A 22,367-nucleotide genomic window follows, 5' to 3' on the forward strand; every position below is an offset into this window, starting at 1 on the left:
CGGTTATTAAACAACAAAAGCCCTATGAAGAAAATTATACAAATAACTTGGTTTTGTCATAGAAATCAGCATGACATTGCTAATACTAACTGCATTATTCTAACCGTAAATTTTTAGCGATGTCATGCTGAGCGGAGTCGAAGCATTTCCATTAAATAAAACCTTTTTCCACAAAAAATCCTCCGAAAAATTTCGGAGGATTTATATTTATTTCAATAAAATTTAGTGTACACCACTTAAATCTATTTTTTCTTTGCTCTTTCGTTCTTTTACTAATAAGATAAACGGAATACAAACCAGGAAAGCAATTCCTAAATAAAGGAAAACGTCCATGTAAGACAATACCGTTGCCTGTTTCGTGACCGTGAGATCAAGCATTTTATACGCTGCATTCATTGCTGCATCAGGAGTCATTCCTTTTGCCATGAAACTTGCTTTTAATCCTGCTAATCTTTGCTGGACATCAAAATCATTGGAATCTAAATGGGAGACCAAATTAACTCTGTATTTCTGGCTGGCATTCGCAATAAATGTAGTGATGGCCGCGATCCCGAAAGATCCTCCCAGCTGTCTCATCATCCCTGTAAATGCTGCTCCTTGTCCAATTTCCTGACCTTTCAAAGTACTTAATGATAAAGAGGTGATTGGAATAAATAATAATCCTAATCCTGCTCCTCTCACCATCAACATCCAGAAAAAGGCGTCTTTACCGGTGTCCGGAGTTAGAATTTTATATCCCCAGAAACTATAAACGAAGAACGTAAATAATCCTAAAGAAACCAAAATCTGCTGTTTTACTCCTTTCGAAAGCAACTTACCAATAATCGGCATCATGAAAGCGGTTGTTAACGCCGCCGGAATCATTAATGCTCCTGATTCTAAGGCAGTCCATCCCAAAATACTCTGAGTATATAAAGGAACAATAAACGTGGAACCGTACAACCCAAATCCTAATACAAAGGACATGACCGTTCCGATCCTTAAATTACTGTTTTTCAAAACTCTAAGCTCTACAATCGGATATTTGAACGTAAGTTCTCTCCAGAGGAATAAGATAAATCCTAACACTGCTGATACGGTAAATAATACAATCCATCCACTTGCAAACCAGTCTTCTTCATGCCCTCTTTCCAAGATATACTGTAATGAACCTACGGTAACTGCCAATAAAGCAATTCCTAACCAGTCTACATCTGAAGCTTTACGTTTTTCAGCATATTTCGGACTTTTTATAAACTGTAATGTCATTAAAGTCGCTGCAATCCCGATTGGAATATTAATATAGAAAATATACGGCCAACTAAAATTATCAACAATATAACCTCCTAATGGCGGACCTAATGTTGGGCCAATAATTACTCCCAAACCATAAATAGCCTGAGCCATACTTCTTTTTTCAATCGGATAAGATTCTGTGATAATGGTCTGCGAGGTTACCAATAAGGCTCCACCTCCAATTCCCTGACATAATCTAAAGAATACCAACTCCCAAATATTATCTGCATTACCGCATAAAAATGAGAACACGGTAAATATGATAATAGAAGCTGCAAAGTAATTTCTTCGTCCGAACTGTTGAGAAAGCCAACTCGTCATCGGTACAACAATTACGTTACCAATGGCATACGCCGTAATTACCCAACCCACTTCAGAAAGTGTAGATCCCAGGTTACCTTTCATCTCGTTCAGGGCAACGTTCACAATCGTGGAATCCACAATTTCAAGCAAAGCACAAAGAATAGCTGTGATCGTAATGATCACTCTTCGGGCTCCATATTCTACTAATGAATCTTCCATAGTTTTTTTATAGGTATTAAAAAATTAAGAGATTATGAGATCTAGAAATTTTAGAAATAAGAACAAGCATTTTTACGAACTAACTTTGTTCTTTATTAAATTTTCTGTTTGATTGTTAAGGTTTAAGCTAAGATTAATACTATATTTTGGCTAAAGCCATTTGAAATTTTAATCTTTTTGTTAAACGGGCTAAAGCCCGCTTCTATTGATGAGCCTATTCGGTTGCGAATTATTTAGTTATTAAATTAAATATGTAAATAATTCAAATCAAGCATCAATTTCTAAATCCCTTAATTTCTTATTATTTTTAATTATTTTTTAAAAGTGAATTGTCAATTATTAATCAACTCCATGGTCAATTTTACGCCTTCATTTCCAACTTCATGATTGATTTTCATCTACAAAACCGATATCAACTTCGTTTGTCAGTTTTCAACTTCATTATACTTCTACATTGAACTCCATCTGCAACATCATCTTCATTACCTCATTTCCTTCTTCATCACTGAATCCTTCCACAAGATCGGCATCAAACTTCATCATCAACTTTACTGCTTCATTTTCCTTTCACAATTGACTTGCTTCAGCAAAATTGACAATCCACTTATTTAAATATTATTTCAAAGAAACTTCGGCTTTCACGTTCATTCCTGTTCTTAGTCTTTTAGCAACGTTTGGATCTAGTTTTACAAAGTCGATTTTCACAGGAAGTCTTTGTACAACTTTTACGAAGTTACCACTCGCGTTATCCGGAGGAAGAATAGAGAATGTAGAACCTGTAGCCGGAGAGAATGAACTTACTACTCCATCAAATTCTGTGTCTGGGAAAGCATCGATTTCGATTTTTACTTTCTGACCTTCTACCATTTTATCAACCTGAGTTTCTTTAAAGTTAGCCACAACCCATTTTTGATCATTTTTAACTAAACTGAATAACTGAGATCCTGCCTGTAAATACTGTCCTGCCTGAATTGGAACTTTTCCAACAAATCCGTCTTCCGGAGCAAGGATGATTGTGTAAGAAAGATTCAATCTTGCATTTTCTACATCAACTTCTCTTTGTTTAGCAACTGAACCTGCAACACTGATTTGTTGAGAACTTGCAGCCGTTTGAGAAGAAGCAATACCGGTTTGTTGAGCAATTTGATTTCTCTGATCAACCAAAACCTGTAATTGTCTGTCTGCAGATTGTTTTGCAGCCAAAGCCTGCTCATACTGTTGTTCTGTAATTGAGTGGTCTTTTACCAAAACAGAATATCTTTTCAAATCCTGGTTTGTTTTCCAAACATTTACTTTTGCAGCTTCGATTTGAGCATTTGCCGTTGTAACAGCCGCTTGTGAGCTTCCTATATTTTTAGACGTTGCTGTTGTACTTGCCTGAGCATTTGAAATATTGCTTTTTGCAGTCGCCAAAGCTGCTTCAGCTTGCACTAAAGCCATTTTTTGATCTCTGTTATCAAGGATAACCAAAGTATCTCCTTTTTTAACTAATTGATTATCTTTTACTTTTATCTGCGTTACATATCCTGAAACTTTAGAAATCACTGGGCTCATGTTAGAAGCAATTTGAGCATCGTCAGTTTCTTCATGAAGCTGTCCGTAAGAATATGTTCTGTATCCGTAGATCCCTCCCACTACTACGACAACCGCTAAAATGATTGGGAAAACTAAACTCTTTTTCTTTTTAGGTTCAGTTACTGGTGTATTATTATTTTCCATTTTTGGTCTTAATCTTATTTAATTGTTAAAGTTCCTGTAGTTTGTAATAGTTTTCTGTAAGCCAATGCTGCATCTGCTTTTGCATTAATAACTCCAACATTTGAAGAAATCTGTGCAGCATCTGCATCCAACAATTCGGTCATGGTAGCCAAACCGTTGTCATATTTATTTTTTGTAATTCTGTAGTTTTCATTAGCCTGCTCAGCCGCTTTTTCATACACCGCGATTCTCTTTTTAGAGTAATCTGTGTTTTGATATTCTCTGTTTACATCAAGCTTAATGTTGTCATTTAATAATTCATCGTTGGCAGCTAACTGCTTTTCTCTTGCCTGAGACTGTCTTAATGAAGAATTTTCTTTCCAAAGGTTTGATAAATTATAAGAAATCCCAACTCCCACATTTACTGCATTATAAATCGTAAGAAATTTCGGAATATCCGCAGCTACATAACCTCCAGTAAATGCAATTGAAGGAAGATTTTCAGCTTTTGCCGATTTAGATCCCAACTCAGCCGCTTTTCTTTGTTGAGCCAAAGCCTGTAAATCTTTACGGTTTTCTCTGGCTTCGTTTACATAGAAGTCAACTGCTTTTACATCAGAACCTTCGTCGATATAATTTTGATCAACTTCAATTTCTGTATTATCAGCTAATCCTAACAACAAATCCATGTTGATGTTCGCAATATTGTAGTTGTTTTTTGCTTCCAATAATTGCAATTCGATATTTGAAGTCTGAAGATTTGCCTTTAAACGATCGTTTCTTGCGATAACTCCATTATTTTCTAGTTTAAGAAAAGTCTCGTCTCTTTTTTGAGAAGCAGTAAGGTTTTCTTCTAAAACTTTAATCGACTGATTTGCTTTAAATAAATTATTATAAGCCTGAGCAACGTTATAAGCAATTGCTATTTTATCATTTTCTGTGCTTAATTTTGATGCTTCCACCAAATATTTTGCAGACTGAATACCATATTTAATTCTACCACCGTTGTAGATCGGAACACTAAGATTCACAGATCCATAAGCAACCTGATGTACTGTCGGGCTTTCTGCACCAGCACCTGATCCGGTAGAAAGCTTTAGATCAATCGTTGGTTTAATGGGAAGATACATATAGCTTCCGGAAACTTTCAATTCAGGAAGTTGTTTGTTCTTTGCTTCCAAAAGATCTGCGGTAGCTTCTTCAATTTTAGCTGCGTCAATCTTTAGGCTCTTGCTGTTTTGGATTCCCAACTGCACAGCTTCATCGAGGGTGAGTTGTTTTTTCTCCTGAGCATTTATGTTTGCAATTCCTATAAATAGAGAAAGTGCAAGAATTGAATTATTTATTCTCTTCATAACCTAAAAGGTCTTTTAGTATATATTTAATATGTTTATTAAGTTCCGTGTAATATTTTTCATCAAAAACCTCTTCATCTTCAGTATCATTTAAAAATTCTTTATACATTTCTTTAGCATTGGATGCATAGAATAATGTCCCACTCACTGTTGTATGAAGCAGATAAATAGGAGGATTTTTTGTGAAGACACCTTTCTCTAAACCACTTTCTAAAATCTTTGAATACATGGCAATAAAACCCATTTTCGTTTGTTTAAGAAACTCAACGATCTGAGGATTCTCTGCATGTAACTGCTCTCTCTGCATGATTCTGTAAAAACATTTTTGATGTCTTATTCTTCCTGCAAACTGATCTACTATTTTTTTTATTTTTTCCCATTCATTAATGTCGGTTCTTTCCAAAATATCTTTGGAGAAGAATTGCCCTTCATTCATTCTGTATTCAACTAATTTTTCATACAGTTTTTCTTTAGAACCAAAATAGTAAGATATCATAGAAATATTTACATTCGCAGCTTTTGCGATCTCCCTAGTGGAAGTTCCCTCAAAACCCTTCTCAGCAAAGAGCTTTTCGGCAGCGAACAATATATTTTCTTCTTTTGAAATCATTATACTCTCATTTTTCAAGGTGCAAATTTACACAAGATTTTCAATAAATCAAACGATTGATTGATTATTTAATTAAAATTTAATATTCCTTAATGTAACTCACTGAATAGTATTAGATTTCCGTTAATTAAATTTAAACTGATATGAATAAAACATTATTAATTCTATCTATTGAATTATCCATTTTAAATAGAGACTATCCCCAAAATCTTAAGGCAAGAAAGAAAATTGTACTAAAAGTGAATGATAAATAATTCTCTTTAATGAAAAAATAAACTCCGACAATAATGCCGGAGTTTCTATTTATGTGCTTTTATGAATATATCTTGATAATTTTATTCCTAAATCTGTCCAGATTATTTTAGGATTTCCGTTTCGGGTTAAATGTAAATCTGCTGTTGAGATTTCTTCCAGAATACTTTCGATATTGGCTCCACTGATGAATTTTGAAAATCCTGCCCAATTAAAACCATTAGCGTCAATTTTTTTGTAAACAAGACTTTCCGACTGATAATTTTGAAGCAAAGCCAATCTGAAAATTTCAGAGCAATAATTTAAAAAGTTCTTTTGTTTTTCTCTGTTCCAGCCTGCAATTTCTCTTGCCCAAAGAATGATACTTTTAAGGAATTCAGGTTTCTTTTTCACCATAAATGCATCACGAACCCATTGAACAAATAATTTTTCAAACTCATCGCTTTTATTTTCTGAATTTAAAAGCTTGATGGCATCATTCAAATCTCCCTGAGCCTGGTGAACTATTTCTCTTACCTTTTCATCAGATACAGAAAAATTCTTTTTAAGATAGTTTTCTATATCGCTGTCATTAATTCTTGGGATCTCCACAACCTGAGTTCTGGAAAGAATTGTCGGAAGAATATCATTAATATCTTCTGCTGTAAGGAGAATAATTGTCTTTGCAGGTGGTTCCTCCAAAAATTTCAGGAACTTGTTGGAAGCGGCAATATTCATTTTATCTGCTCTCCAGACAATCAAAATTTTAGTTCCGCCTTCAAAGCTTTTAAGAGAGAATTTTTGATTTTGATCATCAACTTCATCTGCAGAGATAAAGAGTTGCTTATTTTCAGACTCCAGAAAAGCCGTCCAATCATCATAGCTTGCATACGGTGAAGCCATGATCATTTCCCTAAACTCATCAAACTTATTTTTGCTTAAAGAGTTTCTGTTATCCGTAAAAACCGGGAAGCTGAAATGCAGATCAAGGTGATTTAAATGTTCCACTTTTGATGCTGCGTGCTCGTTTTCACCTTTCAAAATTTCTTTTGCATACGCCAAAACCATGGGAAGCGTTCCATAACCCTCTTTTCCTATGAAAAGCTGGGCGTGGCTCACTCTGTTTTCAGCGATACTGTCTTTAAGAAGTTTTTTCAGATTTTCCTGTCCGGCGATGTTCTCCCAATTCATGTTCCAAAGATAAAAAATCTTCGCTCAATTTTTAAAAATTAAACTCGATTTAATATCCAGAAAAACTATTGGCATTAATTTTTCATTGAAAACATATAGTCAATATGTTTTAAACTTATATAAAAAAGTTTCAAGCAAAACTGTAGATATTATTTTGTTGGAGAATCGCAAAGGCGCAAAGATTTTAATTTTTACAACTTTTTTAAGGCGCAAGAAAATCAAAGATTTCCAGCAAGCATTTATTACAAAGCGTTATAAATTTTATCGCAGATAAAATCCTTGCGCCTTAAAACATTGACATTAATTATCATTTGCGCCTTTGCGATTTACCAATTATCAAAGAAAAAATTTAAACAGGTAAATCATATTAATAGGTTGCATCAATAATTCCATTAGAATAAAATTAAAATTAAATTGTGTGCAATTTAATTTTTAACAATAAATTTGCTTAATGATTTTCAACCAAAAAATTGCACAGTTTTAAATTTGCAATCATCAAAATAAATAAAAATGAATACAGAACTGGAACAGAAAATAAGAGAAATATTTGAAAAGCAAAAAGCTTTCTTTAAAACCAATCAAACTAAAGATATTGAATTCAGAAAAACTCAACTGAGAAAATTCAGAGAAGTATTTTTAAGTCATACTGATGCCCTTTGTGAAGCTTTAGATATAGATTTAGGGAAAAGCAGAAAAGAAGCAGAATATGTGGAAATCCAAATCGTTATCAGCGAACTTGATTATCTTTTGGAAAATGTTGACGAATGGGCAAAACCAGTTCCCGCAGAATCAAAACCGCATTCTTCGGGAGCAGAAGTAACGAGTAAAATAATTCACGAACCTTACGGTGTTAATTATATTATTGGCCCTTTCAACTACCCTGTTCAGTTGACTTTCAGTCCGCTAATCGGAGCTTTGATCGCGGGAAATACAGCTATCTTAAAGCCTTCTGAAAATACACCTCACGTAGCAAAAGTTCTTGAAGATATTGTAAAAGAATCATTCGACGAAGCTTATGTAGCCGTCGTTCAGGGAGCAATTGAAGAAAATACTTTATTATTAAGCCTTCCATTTGACTATATTTTCTTTACAGGAAGTCCAAATGTTGGAAAAATCGTCATGAAAGCTGCAGCAGAACAATTAATTCCGCTAACTCTTGAATTGGGAGGGAAATCTCCGACAATCGTCCATAAAGATGCAGATCTTGACAAAGCCGTTGCAAGAATTTCTTACGGAAAATGGATTAATTGCGGACAAACCTGCGTTGCTCCAGACTATATTTACATTCATGAATCTGTGAAAGATGCTTTTATTGAAAAATTTAAAGCTTATTTACAAACAACTTATCCAGATGGATCTTTGGGTAAAATAGGAAAGATCGTCAATCAGAATCAAATCAAAAATCTTGCAGGTTATCTTGAAGCAGCTCCTGAAAAAGTAATTTATGGCGGAAGTTACGATCTTGAAACCCGCCATTTTGAAGCTACTTTAATGGATAACGTAGCTTGGGATGATAAAGTGATGCAACAGGAAATTTTTGGACCAATACTTCCTATTATGACGTATTCTGATATTGATGAAGCTTTAGAGGAAATAAATAACCGTCCGAAGCCATTAGCCTTATATATTTTCACCGAAAACCAACAATTTGCAGATGATATTCTTAGTCGCACAACAAGCGGAGATGCAGAAATCAACAGTACAATTGTGCATGTTGGCTCTCATTATTTACCTTTCGGCGGTGTAGGAACTTCCGGAATGGGAAAATATCACGGGAAATACAGCTTTGAAAACTTTAGTCACACAAGATCTGTGCTTCAGGTTAAATAATTTTTATCTTAATTAAAACTATATAAAAGGTTGCTCTCAAACGATGAGCAGCCTTTTTTATTTAATAAAATTGGCATTTCAATTTATTGAAAATTAGATTTTTTGCTTAAAGAGAAGCCCTTAACAAACTTTAACCTCATGAAACTTTTACAATTCATTAATATTTAAGATATTTGCGCATTATTTTAAAAATAAAGAATGAAAAAAATCTTTGTACTATCATTCATATCAGTTGGATACTTCCTTAATGCGCAGAGTCTGAGTAACTCACCTTATGCAACTTACGGAATTGGAGATGTAAAATATGATAATACGATTGAAACTGCTTCTATGGGAGGGATCTCCACAGCTTATATAAGTGACTTTACGAGTAGTTTCAACTTCGCAAACCCTGCAAATAATGCTAATTTCGAGCTTACAAGTATTAAACTGGAAGCTACCAACGAAAATAATTATTTCAAAACTGATTATAATAATACGAAGTCTACAAAACATTCTACGTATTTATCTAATATTTCATTGGCCTTTCCTTTATCTCCAAAGGTAAAATTGGGACTTTCTTATCAGCCGTACAGCTCTAAAAGCTATGACATTCTGAATTCTTCTACAATTAAAATGGAAGACGGAACAGAAGCAACTGTTGCCAATAGATTTAGAGGATCAGGTACATTGAACGCTGCACAGATCGCATTATCTTATAAAGTAGCAGATCAGTTCTCTGTGGGAGCTAGAGCTAATTATTACTTCGGTAATCTTTATGATACGAACGAGATTGCTTATTCTAATGCTGAGTTGGTCAATGGTTATGAAACTAAAAACAGTATTAAAAACTTCAACTTTACGTTAGGAGCAAGTTACCAAAAACTGGATACCCGTAACGACCGTAAACTGACGATTGGTGCTACTACCACTTTCGGGAACACAAGTAATATGATGACTGATTATAAAAACAGTACGTATTATTACACTACCGGAGATGTAAAAGCTGGAGAAAGTATTATTGAAGAAAAAAGTACAAGTTCTAAAAACCTTTTACCTATACAGGCGTCTGTCGGTGTAGGATATGGTGAGGAGAACAAGTGGTTCCTTTCCGGTCAGGTAGACTATAAAAAAGGAGAATCAATTACTTATTTCGGAAAAAGTTTAGATCTAGAGGATTCTTACAGAATTTCTGCCGGAGGTTGGTATTTACCTAACTACAACAACTTTAGAAATTATTTTTCAAGAGTTGTCTACAGATATGGTGCTTTCTATGAAAAAGGAGCTCTAAAAATTGCAGGAACAAACATCAACAAATTTGGTATTTCTGCAGGAGTACTTCTTCCATTCAAAACAAGCAGCATAACAAGAATGAGCGGTCTTGAACTTGGTTTAGAAGTCGGAAAAAGAGGAACACTTGACAATAACCTGATTAATCAGAATTATGTTAACTTAAAAGTTGGTTTCAATTTTGCTGATAAGTGGTTCAGAAAGCGTTTACTTGAATAAAAAATGAAGTTTATAAAAAACATATCATATAAAAATATAGCATACCTTTTTAGTTGTGCTATATTTTTTGTTTTGACATCTTGTGAAGAGGATCTTACCAAATCCAAAGGCCTTCAAAGCAAAAATTTTCCTTCAACGATTATTTACGATGCTAAGATTGTTCAAAGAGATTCCGGTTTTATAAGCATGAAGGCGCTCGCTCCTATCATCGAAAAATATGAATTGATAGACAGTCCATATACCGTTGCTAGAAAAGGAATTAATATAGAATTTTTCGACAAGAAAAAACCTAAAATTCCCGGAAGAATTACCGCAAAATATGCCCGAATTTTTGAATATAAAAAGTTCTACGAAGCAAAAGGCGATGTAAGAATCACTACAAATGAAGGCCAAAGGTTTGCCATGCAAAGTATTTTTTGGGATCAGAAAAAGCAAAGAATATTTACGCGTGACACCGTTTTTGTAACAATGGAAGACGGATCTACCCTTATCGGAGCCAATGGAATGACGGCAAAAGATGACTTTTCTGAATATACTTTCTATAAAAATTCTGGAAACTTTAGTACTAAAAAGTTAGCCGAATCTAAAAAATAAATATCTGCTATGACCTTGCATGCAATAGGATTAATGTCTGGAACCAGCCTGGATGGCTTGGATATCTGCTATGCAACATTCGAGAAAAAGGAAACCTGGAGTTTTCAGATCATAAAGGCAGAAACAATTCCTTATCCTAAAATCTGGGAAGATAAACTTCGTAATTCGATTCATCTTTCTGCAGAAGAATTATTAGAATTACATTCAGAATACGGTTTTTACTTAGGAAAACTTACTCAAGATTTCATTCAAAAATTTGAATTAAAAAATATTGATCTGATTGCTTCTCACGGTCATACGGTTTTTCATCAACCTCAAAAGAAATTCACCTTACAAATCGGAGATGGAAGAGCTATTAAGATAGAAACAAGTCTGCCTGTAATTTATGATTTCAGATCTCAAGACGTTTTGATGGGTGGAAATGGAGCACCTTTAGTTCCGATTGGTGATGAATTGCTGTTTTCTCAATACAATGCCTGCCTTAATTTAGGTGGTTTTTCTAATATTTCGTTAAAAATTAATGATAAAAGAATAGCTTTTGACATTGCTCCCGTTAATATTGTTTTGAATAAATTAGTTCAAAAATTCAATAAAAGCTTTGATGAAAACGGAGATTTGGCAAAAACAGGGGAAATTGATGAGGAATTATTATTAAAACTTAATTCTCTAGAATTCTACCAACAATTTCATCCAAAATCATTGGGAATTGAGTGGTGTAACGAAAATATTTTCTCTTTATTTGAGAATATTGAAACGATTGATGTTTTAGCAACATTCACAGAACATGTGGCTCAGCAAATTTCTAAAGTTATTAATGAAAATAACTTAAAAAATATTCTTTTTACAGGCGGTGGAACTTATAATATTTATTTAATTAAAAAAATACGAGAAAAAACCACAGCCGAAATCATCATTCCTGAAAAAGAGATTATAGATTATAAAGAAGCGCTGATCTTTGCTTTTATGGGTGTTTTGAGGCTTAATAATGAGATTAATGTGCTTGCTTCTGCAACGGGAAGTTCACAGGATCACAGCTCCGGAATTATCATTAATTAATTGCTATTTTTTACCTTGAGCCGCTGAGATAATCAGATCTGATACTTCTTTTGGATGAGTAATGTAAACACAATGACTGGCACCAGCTACTTCTATAGTTACACTTTTTGCTCTTTTGGCGTACATTCTTTCCAAATAGGGGTTGATTATTCTATCTGATTTAGCTACAACATACCAACTTGGTTTTGTTTTCCATGCAGGATTTTTAATAATAGCTTTAAATGCAACATCCGCTGTAGGAGTCTGTGAAATCGCCATAAAACTTGCCATATCTTTTGTCACCCCACCCGCAAAATCTTCCGGAAATTTTTTCGGATCTATATAGTCAAATCCATCCTCGCCTTTTATCATAGATTTATAAGCTGGTGGATAAAGTTTTCCATTATTTCCTTCAGATTCTCCTTCATCCGGGGCATGAGCAGCTACGTAAACCAATCCGGCAACTTTTGGATTGTTTCCCGCAGTTGTTATGATAGCACCACCGTAACTATGGCCTACTAAAATACATTGACCGTCTAGCTGATCAATGATTCGATTGACACTCTCAACATCACTTTCATAAGATGTCAACGCCTGCTGTGTAACGGTAACATTATACCCTTTTTTGACCAGAATATCATAGACATTTTTCCATCCGGAACCGTCCACAAATGCACCATGCACAAGTACAATATTTTTTACTGACTGAGAATTTTGTGCGTAAGAGTAATTTGATAAAGAAATTACTACAATCAGCAATAATATATTGATCTTTTTTAAAATTGATCTAGATTTCATATGTGCTTATTTAATTTACTAACTAAGTTACTAAAAAAATGAAATCAAAATCAATCATAAAAAAAGTCCTGAGAACTTCAGGACTTTCTATTATTTATAAGCTTCGATCTTATCCGTTAAGGTATTGATGAAGTTTTGTAGAGGTTTTTCTACCATCATTTTGATAAATGGATTGAATTTTCCTTCAAAAAGCATCTGTACTTCAGTCTGATTTTCGCTGATCGGGTTTAAAGTTGCGGTTAAAGCAAAATCTAAACTTGAACTTGCAGACTTTAAAACTGCTTTCTGCTCTGTAACTTCATCTATTTTTAAAGCGATTTCCGGCATTCCCTGTAACCCGAATTTAAAGCCATCTTCTCTGGTTTCAAACTTTTGAAGACCGTCCGGCATAAAATCTTTATAATTTTCAGGGGTTTTTAGTATTTCGGATAATTCTTTAGATGATTTATTGACAATAATCTTTCGTCCTTCTAAATTCATTTTTTATTTTTGTATTTAAATTCTTAATTAATTACAAATGTATAAAGTTTTTGTGAACGAAAAAAAATTATTGCTGTCTAAGCAATCCGAAGAGCTCGAAAAAAAGATCAGCTACGAAAGTTTCACAACTTTGGAGATCGCTTTGGATCTTTTGGAGAATACATCTGTAAAAGAAATAAATGTATTCGGTGAAAATATTGATGAGATCTGGGCTGAGTTTCAAAATCTTTTTAGAATAATTGAAGCTGCGGGCGGACTGGTAAATAATGAAAAAGGAGATATGCTTTTCATCAAAAGACTCGGGAAATGGGATCTTCCGAAAGGTAAAATGGAAAAAGGAGAATCCAGAGAAGAGTCTGCGGTTAGGGAAATTGAAGAAGAGACAGGTCTGAGTAATGTTGAATTGGTAGATTTCATCAACACAACTTACCATATTTACATTGAAAGAAATGGTGATAAAGTCCTGAAATGCACGCATTGGTTTGACATGAACTTCTTTGGAGAAGACACTTCAAAACCTCAGATCGAAGAAGGTATTACCGAAGTAGCCTGGAAAAACACCACTCAAATAGAAAATGAGGTTTTCCCAAGCACTTTTAAAAATATTGAACTGATTGTAAAAGAATTCTGGAGTTCGAAGACTAAATAAAGTCGATCGCTTTTTCCAGAGAAATTCCTCTTGAAGCTTTTAATAGAATATTTTCTGATTGAATGGTATTCAGTTTTAAATATTCTATTAATTCTGCTGTATTAAGAAAAGCAGAAGCTGAAGAATTTATATTTTTAAAATGTCCACCGACAGTTATTATTTCATTAAAACCAAGATCCTGAGCTAATTTCAGGATGTTTTGATGTTCCTTTTCACTCTCCTCTCCTAGTTCCAACATATCACCAATAATGATTGTTTTTGAACCTTCAAAAGTGATAAAATTATGCAAAGAGGCCGTCATAGAGCTTGGATTGGCATTGTACGTGTCAAGAACTAAAGTTTTATTTTCTTTCTTAACGATTTGAGAACGCATATTGGTTGGAGTGTAATTTTGAATGGCTTGTTTAATTTTTTCAAAATCAATTCCAAAATGTAAGCCTAAACTAGCAGCAGCACAAAGATTTGTAAAATTGTACTCTCCTGTAAGTTTTGATAATGCTTTATTGTTTTGATATAATAATCCTACAAAATGTTCTTCAGAAAAAGATTCAAAATTATAGTCTGAACTTTCTTTTCCAAAAGTAATTTTAGGTTGGTAAAATTCTGTTTTCTCTGATTGAATTGGATCATTTTCATTGACTAAAATAGTCTGATGATTATTTTTCAGATAATCGTAAAGCTCAGATTTACCTTTTATAACTCCTTCAAATCCGCCAAAACCTTCTAGATGTGCCTTTCCAAAATTGGTAATATATCCAAAATTAGGTTGGGAAATTATACAAAGTAATTCGATTTCTTTTTGATGATTGGCTCCCATTTCGACAACAGCCATTTCATGTTCAGGTTTAATAGAAAGTATTGTCAACGGAACACCAATATGATTATTTAGGTTGCCATAAGTATACTGCACGTTGTATTTCTCAGAAAGGACAGCGTGAATGATTTCCTTGGTCGTCGTTTTCCCGTTGCTACCGGTAAGTCCAATAATAGGAATTTGTAATTGATCTCTGTGATGAATCGCCAGTTCTTGCAAAAACTCCAACGTAGAAGGAACATAGAAAATATTTTTGTCTACATTTTCAAAATCCTGTTGCTCTACAATTACAGCCAAAGCACCTTCATTTATTGCTTTTTCAGCAAAGGTGGCAGCATTGAAATTTTCCCCGGAAAAGGCAAAAAAAATGTCATCCTTTCCTATTTTCCTGCTGTCTATGGTAACTCTGTTAGATTGTAAAAATAAAGAGTAAAACTGTTCTATATTCATAGTTCAAAAATAAAAAAACCTTCCAATAGTTTGGAAGGTTTTTGAAATTATTTTTGATAAATATTATCTTCTAGTTCTAGCCTTGTCATTAGCTCTAGCATCCTGTGCAACACGGAATCCGATCCATCCGTAAGCTTTACCTTGGCTCTTGTATCTTCTTTGACCCGGATCCAACCAATAAGCTGTATCCTGCCAAGAACCACCTTTTACTACTCTAACATCGTTGTTCATAGCAGAAGTTCTGTCCTTAGTGTCTTTTTGTAATACAACTTTCCCGTTAGCATTTACAATAAACCTTGTTTTAGGAGAATTGTACATGTCGAAACCAGCAGCAGAATCACTTGCAGTTCTATAATCTAAAGATGATTGTCTGTCACCATCTCTATAGTCTCTGTAATCAGCAACAGTTTCTCTTTCAAACTGACCTGGTAAGTTTTTGTAAACCAATCTACCGTCAGCTAAAGTATCATACTTAATGTTGCTTTCGTCAACCATTTTATAAGTTCCGTCTCCGTTCTTCACAACCGCTTGAGGCATGTTTCCTCTGTAGTAGTTGAAATCACTGAAGTTTTCGTCGATAATTGGTCTGTAAACATCGGCAGTCCATTCTGAAACGTTACCGTACATACCATAGATACCTAGGTCGTTAGAAGGATATGCTCTTACGTCTGCAGTTCTTGCAGCGCCGTCATTTTTCCATCCTGCGATACCTGAATAATCACCAGTACCCATTTTGAAATTTTCAAGGTACATACCTCTATCTTTTCCTTTAGTACCTCTTAGCAATTCAATTTCAGGTTTTTTACCTTTATATTGATTGTATTCTCTATTTTTAGCCATACCAAGAGCTGCATATTCCCATTCAACTTCTGTTGGAAGTCTGAATTTCGTAACCATAGCAGCGTTTGGAGCTCTGTTTGCAGCAAGTAATCTTTGATTGGTACTTTTTATACCAATTTTTTGCTGCATTCTTTTTTCGTTAATATATCCTTGGATTTCCGGATCATTCGACTTGAATTTATCCATGTTAAATGCAGTTCCTCCTTGGTTATTAGATTCATTGATGTATAAATCTTTAGCAATTACTCCTGCTTGCATTAAAGCTTTTTCGTTGGCTCTATCTGACAACCACTCGCAGTATCTGTTAGCCTGCGTCCAAGATACACCCACTACCGGATAGTAATCGAATTCAGGAGAACGGAAATACGTTTCGTTGAAATCGTTTCTGGATAGTTTGTTATCCCACAATAAGGTATCCGGCAAAGCACCGTTATAGATTTCCTTAAAGCTTGGATCACTTGGAGGGAATACATACTTCAACCATGTAAGGTATTCGCGGTATTCATAGTTAGTAATTTCTGTTTCTCCGATAAAGAATGAACTTACCTGCATTCTGCGAGGCGAGTTATTCCAATCGTGCATAACATCATCTTTCACTAATCCCATTGTAAAAGTTCCACCTTCTACATATACCATTCCTGGCCAACCTTTTTGCTTCTGTTGCTTTCCTGCAAAAAACCAACCCTGTTTTTCGTTTGGCTTCCAACCTGTCTTGCTGACAAATTTTTTAGTACCACCGCCTTTACTGGTACCTGACCCACCACAACTGGTTAATGCAAGTGTAGAACTCAATGCTATTAATGAAAACAACTTTAGTTTTTTCATAGTCGATTATAAATATTTTCAAAGTACAAAGAAAAAATAAATTATTCAATAAATCAAGTAAAGATTTGATTTTTTTGAAAAATGTTCACAAATTAATTTTATTGTATCGCAATTTAATTCTAAAATTTTCATTTATTTTGTAATTTAGAAATTTCAAAATCAAACATGAAACAAAAAATAACGCTTTTATTCCTATTAAGCTTTGTATCAGCGATTTGGGCTCAAAAAACGGCCATCGATTGGGATGGAGCCAAAATTCAAGATTTCGGTGAAACAAAACTGAATCTCCCAAACTTTAAAAATGAGGGTTTTTCGTATGGCCAAAATAATGTTTTTATCACAACCAAACAAAAAATTGGAGAAAAGCAGCTAAAAATTTCTAATCTGGTTTGGGAAAACATTTCCAACAGAGAGTTATTTGACTTAAATAAAGACTTATTACCCAACTACGAAGTTACAGATATCGCGTATTATTATCTTGAAGGTGAAAGATACGCAACCATCAACGTTTCTCTCTTTAAAAATGTAAAAGGACGTGTTCAAAGACTTTCATCATTTGATGTTGCTGAAACGTCTTTATCAAACAATTTTGGAAGCGCAGCTAAAGTCGGAACAACAAACAACCCTCTTTCAACCGGTGGTTTTTATAAAATAAAAGTTGACAAGTCGGGGATTTTTAAAATTACAAGACAGTTTTTACAAGATAACGGAATTAACCCTTCTTCAGTAAATCCTAAAAACTTAAGAATCTACGGTAACGGCGGAATTATGCTTCCTGAACACAATCAGGATGTAAAATACAGTGCTTTGCAAGAAAATGCCATACAGGTTGTTGGTGAAGATGACAATGTGTGGAATGATAATGATTATGCTTTATTTTACGCACAAGGACCAACTGGTTACAATCTTTATGACACCGGAAATGGTAACGGTTTCAAGAGAGTAGAAACAAGAAATGACAGAGCAAATCATCTTAAAAACATTTATGATGATTTTTCATATTACTATATAACTTTCGACAAAGGAGTAGGAAAAAGAGTGCAGGCTGTAGATGCCAATTTACCTGCAACCGCTTTGATTACGAGATACGATAACTATCAGGTAATCGACAATGATCAAAAAAACTTACTAAAAGTTGGTAGAATATGGGTGGAAGACGCTCCGTTTACTACAGAAAAAACGATTACGCTTAATACAAACTCTCCTATCCAAGGGTCAGATATTATAAGATACGGAACCAGAGCAGTTGGTTATAAAGCTCAGCAAGATGTTCTTACAATCAGTATTAATAATCAAAATCCGATTCCGTTTTCTGTATCTGCCAATACAGCTAATTATATTTATGATTTTCAACCTATAAAATATGAAGGAACAATAACAGGTTTAACAGGAAATCAGATTACTTTTAAATATACTCCAAATATTACATTTAATCCTAATGGGACTTTCTATATGGATTATGTGGAGGTACAATACAAAGAAAACCTAAGTTTTAATGGTTCACAAATGAGTTTCAGAGATTTTTCTCTTGCGAGTGGTACCAATACTGGTTATGGTTTCAGTATCGCAAACACCTCTGCAATCGAGCAAGTTTGGGATGTCACTGATATCACCAATGCTAACAGAAGAGTAAATAAAGCAACAGGTAATGCTACTTTTAACTTTGGATATATTACAGGAAATCAAGATTTTAATAATGAATTTGTAGCATTTAGAGCTGATGCAGCTTTTACGCCTCAGTTTGTTGAAAGAATTGCCAATCAGGATCTCTCAGCATTGCAAAATATAGATTATCTGATTCTTACCACTCCGGAAATGATGGGTCAGGCTCAAAGATTGGCCAATTACCATCAGACAAAAAGTAACTTCGCTGTTCAAATAGTAGATATCAATAAAATCTACAACGAATTTGGAAGCGGAAGCAGAGATCTTACCGCAATCAGAGATTTTGTAACCAAATTAAATACCCCGGCTGGAAAATTAAAATATGTATTTATCTTAGGAGATACATCTTATGATTATAAAAACAGAATTCCAAATAACTCAAATGTTGTTTCAAGTTATGAAAGTGAAGCATCCGGAGATTTTGTAAATTCTTTTGTTACGGATGATTATATTGTAATGACGCAACCTCAGACTGTTCAATATATTACAAGTAATCTTCCCGATCTACCTGTTGGAAGAATTCCTGCTGCAAACACGACGGAAGCATCCAATATGATGGATAAAGTTTTAGCTTATTACAACAGTCTTCCTAGTCAGTCTACTCCTTTTGGGGAATGGCGTATGAAACTGGATTTTGTAGTAGATGATGATCACGATGAAAACAGCAGTTCTACACCAATACCATTCCATACTACAATGAACAATGCTTTGGTAAGTGTTTTTGAACAGACAGGCCCTACTCTTAAGGAATATAATGTAAGAAAGCTATATTTGGATGCATTTCAAGCACAAAGTACAGCTGGAGGACAAAGATATCCACAGGTAAATCAGGCTATTTCTAATGATATTGGAAACAGTTTATATCTTTTCTATTTCGGACATGGAGGTATCAATGGATGGGCTCAGGAAAGAGTATTAACGACAGATGAAATTCAAAATTCAAATAATTTCTCTAATATTTACAGTAGATTTCCATTTGTATCAACCATAACATGTGAATTTACATTATGGGATGATCCGGAAACTTTCTCTGCAGGTGAACAGTTTATTAAATTAAAACAAGGCGGAGTTTCTACAATGATCACTTCAAGCCGTGCGGTAGGTATTGGGTATGGTATTGCATTTACTGATACTTATACGAAACAAATTTTCAAAATGGTAGGTGATGATTTTATTTCTTTAGGAAATGCTCATTTAAATGCCAAGAAATTAAGCGGAGCAGACTCCAATCACTTAAAAGTAAATCTACTTGGTGATCCTGCAATGAAATTAAGCAGACCTCAACGTTTATTAATAATTGATAATATCGAAACTCCGGTTCCGGGATTGATCAGAGGACTTGATTTTGTAAAAGTAAAAGGACATATCAATAATCCAAACGGAACAATTAACACAGGCTTCAACGGAAGAGTTGTTATTAACATTTTCGATAAAAGATTAAACAAAAAAACATTAAATAATGATGGAAACCTTACCGTTCTTAATTATACAGAAGAAGGAAGTGCCATCGTAAAAGCATCAGGAACAGCTGTGAATGGTGTATTTAATGTAGAATTTTACGTTCCGAAAGACATTAATTACGCAATCGGAGAAGGAAGAATTTTAGGATATGCTGATAATAAAGCGACAGACGTATTCAACAATCAGGCGGTACAAGTCGGAGATATTAATCCTAACGGACTTAATGATAACGAACCTCCAAAAGTGAAATTATATATGAACAACACCAACTTCGCGAATGGAGGTATTACCAACCAAAGTCCGATGTTGTTAGCATGTGTTACAGACGACACAGGAATAAATTCTACAGGATCTGGTATCGGTCACGATATTACAGTATATTTGGACGGTCAAATTATTAACACGGTTGTTTTAAATGATTTTTATGCTTCAGGAGAAGGAAACGGATGTTTGAGCCCAAGTTTAGCAGATTACCAAAAAGGAAATGTAACCTACCCTTTTAGGAATTTAGCGATTGGTCAGCACCAATTAACGTTTAAAGTTTGGGACATAAACAATAATTCGACAACCTCTACGTTAGACTTTGAAGTTAAGGATGAAGCAGATCAGCATTTAACTATTAACAGACCATTGAACTGGCCAAACCCTTTTACAAACAAAACGTACATTCAGTTTGAGCATAATTGTGATGATATTTTGGATGTAAACGTTCAGATTTATACAATTACAGGAAAATTAGTAAGAACTTTATCTACACCTGTTGTTGCAGAACCGTTCCTACAGGGCTTTAGAACGCCACGTCAGGCAATAGAATGGGATGGAAGAGACGATTTTGGGTCAACAGTAGCAAAAGGTACGTATATTTTTAAGATATTTGCAAAAAGTCAAAACCAAGAAAAATGCAAAGGAAGTGCCACAGCTGTAGAAAAAATGGTACTTTTGAAATAAATTAAAATACTAATAGATAATAATATTAACAAAAAACTGATAATATATAAAAGACAACATATGAATTTAACTACTAAACTGCTTTTAGGAATTGGGTTAGGTGCTGGTTTTTTAGGGTATGCTCAAGATTTAAGTCTTGTAAGACCTGTGTTAACCGGAGCTCCATTTTTAAGAATCGCACCAGATGCTAGAGCCGGAGGTATGGGAGATCAAGGTGTAGTTACCTCTCCTGATGCGTTTTCTCAATTTTGGAATGCAGCGAAATATCCTTTTAGCAGATCAAGTTCTTCCGTAGGTATCAACTACACGCCTTACATGGGAAAACTTACCAATGATGTATTTTTACTATATGGTGCATTCCATAAGTTTCTAGGGCAGGAAGAAAGATCTACCATCTCTGCGAGTATTTATTACTTCAATATGGGTGAAGTAGATTTAACTCAATTAGTAGGTTCAGAAGTTACTTCTATGGGTACGTCTAAGCCAAATGAATTCTCAATTGACGTTGCGTACGGTCTAAAACTTTCAGATTCTTATTCAATGGCTGTAACGGGTAGATATATTCGTTCAGATTTGGCCGGAGGTTTCAACACAGATACAACTCTTAAGCCTGCAAACTCATTTGCAGTAGATATTTCAGCTTACTATACATCTCCAAGATTCTCAAGTATCGGAGGATATGATGGTAAATTGAATGCAGGTTTAGCAATCCAGAACTTAGGTCCGAAACTAGATTATACAGGAAACGAGGAATCTAGATCTTATCTTCCGACAATGGCAAGATTAGGTATCGGTTACGATATGTTCCTGGATGATGTAAACAGAATTGGTCTTAGCGTTGAAGGATCTAAACTTTTGGTTCCCGGTTCTGAATTTATCGGAATGGATCCTAATACAAGACAACCGATGTACGCAGTACCAAACGTAGGTCCAATTGACGGTATCAGCAAATCTTTCAAAAACCCTAACAGTATCATGTATAGTGGAGCGCTGGAATATTCTTACAACAATGCATTTGCTGTGAGAGGTGGTTACTTCCATGAAAGTGAAGAACAAGGGGCAAGACAATTTGCAACTGCAGGTATTGGTTTAAAATACAACTCTTTCGGACTTGATATTTCTTACCTTATTAATATGTCTAAAATTAATACAGCTTTAGATAACACTCTTCGTTTCGGGTTAACTTGGAACATCGGTGATGAAACTTCTAATGTTGATAATTAATACAATATAACATACAGGTTTAAAAAAGCTCCATTTGATGGAGCTTTTTTTGTTTTAAGGAGCTTTTTCCCGCTCTCCGCACTCGCTATTTCTATGGTTTCGGCGCGGCGGCAAAGCCGCCGTGCCGAAACCATAGAAATGAGCTCAAACAAATGCTGCGATCGGGGCTAGGGTTACAGTCGTTGATTCAAATATTTGGAAATATCAACAAAGTTTGTCATCCTGAAAGGATCTAAATATAGTACTAGAGATCCAATTATTTTTTGTTATTTGTGTGAAATTAGTGCCATTTGTGTTTAAAGAAAGAGATTGTTTCGTCACTTCGCTCTTCGCAATGAACTAAACTCATTTTTAATACTATATTTAGATCCTTTCAGGATGACA

General features: G+C 34.4%; 16 protein-coding genes. 7 read left to right on the top strand and 9 right to left on the bottom strand.

Translation table 11 applies throughout. The features are described 5' to 3' along the window. Window positions 1-222: 222 nt before the first annotated feature. The 5 genes from AC1Q7L_RS19425 to AC1Q7L_RS19445 all read right to left on the bottom strand — a co-directional run bounded on the left by AC1Q7L_RS19425 (window position 223) and on the right by AC1Q7L_RS19445 (window position 6,882). Window positions 223-1,797, bottom strand: a complete 1,575-nt coding sequence (locus AC1Q7L_RS19425; RefSeq protein ID WP_492307651.1) for a DHA2 family efflux MFS transporter permease subunit — start codon at window positions 1,795-1,797, stop codon at window positions 223-225. A 615-nt stretch (window positions 1,798-2,412) separates the two neighbouring features. Continuing rightward, entirely contained in the window at window positions 2,413-3,516 is a 1,104-nt protein-coding gene (locus AC1Q7L_RS19430) for an HlyD family secretion protein (RefSeq protein WP_492307650.1), read from the bottom strand. A 14-nt stretch (window positions 3,517-3,530) separates the two neighbouring features. Then, window positions 3,531-4,850, bottom strand: a complete 1,320-nt coding sequence (locus tag AC1Q7L_RS19435; protein WP_492307649.1) for a TolC family protein — start codon at window positions 4,848-4,850, stop codon at window positions 3,531-3,533. Further along, entirely contained in the window at window positions 4,834-5,460 is a 627-nt protein-coding gene (locus tag AC1Q7L_RS19440) for a TetR/AcrR family transcriptional regulator (RefSeq protein ID WP_492307648.1), read from the bottom strand. The genes AC1Q7L_RS19435 and AC1Q7L_RS19440 overlap by 17 nt, the downstream gene beginning before the upstream one ends. 303 nt (window positions 5,461-5,763) lie before the next feature. Beyond that, on the bottom strand, window positions 5,764-6,882 hold the full coding sequence (locus AC1Q7L_RS19445) for a DNA polymerase III subunit (protein ID WP_492307647.1): 1,119 nt from the start codon (window positions 6,880-6,882) through the stop codon (window positions 5,764-5,766). 510 nt (window positions 6,883-7,392) lie between these two features. Here AC1Q7L_RS19445 and mdlD point away from each other — a divergent pair. The 4 genes from mdlD to AC1Q7L_RS19465 all read left to right on the top strand — a co-directional run bounded on the left by mdlD (window position 7,393) and on the right by AC1Q7L_RS19465 (window position 11,850). Beyond that, window positions 7,393-8,712, top strand: a complete 1,320-nt coding sequence (mdlD, locus tag AC1Q7L_RS19450) for an NAD(P)-dependent benzaldehyde dehydrogenase MdlD (protein ID WP_492307646.1) — start codon at window positions 7,393-7,395, stop codon at window positions 8,710-8,712. A 198-nt stretch (window positions 8,713-8,910) separates the two neighbouring features. Beyond that, a complete protein-coding gene (gene bamG, locus AC1Q7L_RS19455; RefSeq protein ID WP_492307645.1) occupies window positions 8,911-10,200 on the top strand; it encodes a BamG family beta-barrel-assembly machinery protein in 1,290 nt (429 codons plus the stop codon). 3 nt (window positions 10,201-10,203) lie between these two features. After that, entirely contained in the window at window positions 10,204-10,794 is a 591-nt protein-coding gene (gene lptC / locus AC1Q7L_RS19460; protein WP_492307644.1) for an LPS export ABC transporter periplasmic protein LptC, read from the top strand. Between the two features lie 9 nt (window positions 10,795-10,803). Continuing rightward, on the top strand, window positions 10,804-11,850 hold the full coding sequence (locus AC1Q7L_RS19465; protein ID WP_492307643.1) for an anhydro-N-acetylmuramic acid kinase: 1,047 nt from the start codon (window positions 10,804-10,806) through the stop codon (window positions 11,848-11,850). Between the two features lie 3 nt (window positions 11,851-11,853). On the opposite strand, the gene AC1Q7L_RS19470 is transcribed toward AC1Q7L_RS19465, so the two are convergent. Next, complete coding sequence (locus tag AC1Q7L_RS19470; RefSeq protein WP_410692553.1) at window positions 11,854-12,627, bottom strand: alpha/beta hydrolase; 774 nt, start codon at window positions 12,625-12,627, stop codon at window positions 11,854-11,856. Between the two features lie 90 nt (window positions 12,628-12,717). Next, the gene (locus tag AC1Q7L_RS19475; RefSeq protein ID WP_410692552.1) at window positions 12,718-13,107 is read right to left on the bottom strand and encodes an SRPBCC family protein; all 390 of its coding nucleotides are present in this window, start codon (window positions 13,105-13,107) and stop codon (window positions 12,718-12,720) included. A 37-nt stretch (window positions 13,108-13,144) separates the two neighbouring features. On the opposite strand from AC1Q7L_RS19475, the gene AC1Q7L_RS19480 reads away from it, so the two are divergent. Continuing rightward, a complete protein-coding gene (locus AC1Q7L_RS19480) occupies window positions 13,145-13,756 on the top strand; it encodes an NUDIX hydrolase (protein WP_410692551.1) in 612 nt (203 codons plus the stop codon). Here the strand turns inward: AC1Q7L_RS19480 and AC1Q7L_RS19485 are convergent. Continuing rightward, window positions 13,749-15,020, bottom strand: coding sequence for a UDP-N-acetylmuramoyl-tripeptide--D-alanyl-D-alanine ligase (locus AC1Q7L_RS19485; protein ID WP_492307642.1), 1,272 nt, complete (start codon window positions 15,018-15,020; stop codon window positions 13,749-13,751). The two genes, AC1Q7L_RS19480 and AC1Q7L_RS19485, sit on opposite strands and share 8 nt — an antisense overlap. A gap of 63 nt (window positions 15,021-15,083) precedes the next feature. Further along, window positions 15,084-16,685: a gliding motility lipoprotein GldJ gene (gene gldJ, locus AC1Q7L_RS19490; protein WP_410692549.1), complete on the bottom strand. Its 1,602-nt coding sequence runs from the start codon at window positions 16,683-16,685 to the stop codon at window positions 15,084-15,086. Between the two features lie 165 nt (window positions 16,686-16,850). Here gldJ and porU point away from each other — a divergent pair, with 165 nt between their 5' ends. Both porU and porV read left to right on the top strand, forming a co-directional pair. Beyond that, window positions 16,851-20,759 (top strand): type IX secretion system sortase PorU, encoded by a 3,909-nt coding sequence (porU, locus tag AC1Q7L_RS19495; RefSeq protein WP_492307641.1) that lies wholly within the window; start codon window positions 16,851-16,853, stop codon window positions 20,757-20,759. Between the two features lie 60 nt (window positions 20,760-20,819). Then, window positions 20,820-21,983, top strand: coding sequence for a type IX secretion system outer membrane channel protein PorV (gene porV, locus AC1Q7L_RS19500; RefSeq protein WP_123979700.1), 1,164 nt, complete (start codon window positions 20,820-20,822; stop codon window positions 21,981-21,983). Window positions 21,984-22,367: the final 384 nt, after the last annotated feature.

It is taken from the genome of Chryseobacterium sp. GW823-FHT05E08 (assembly GCF_058795655.1).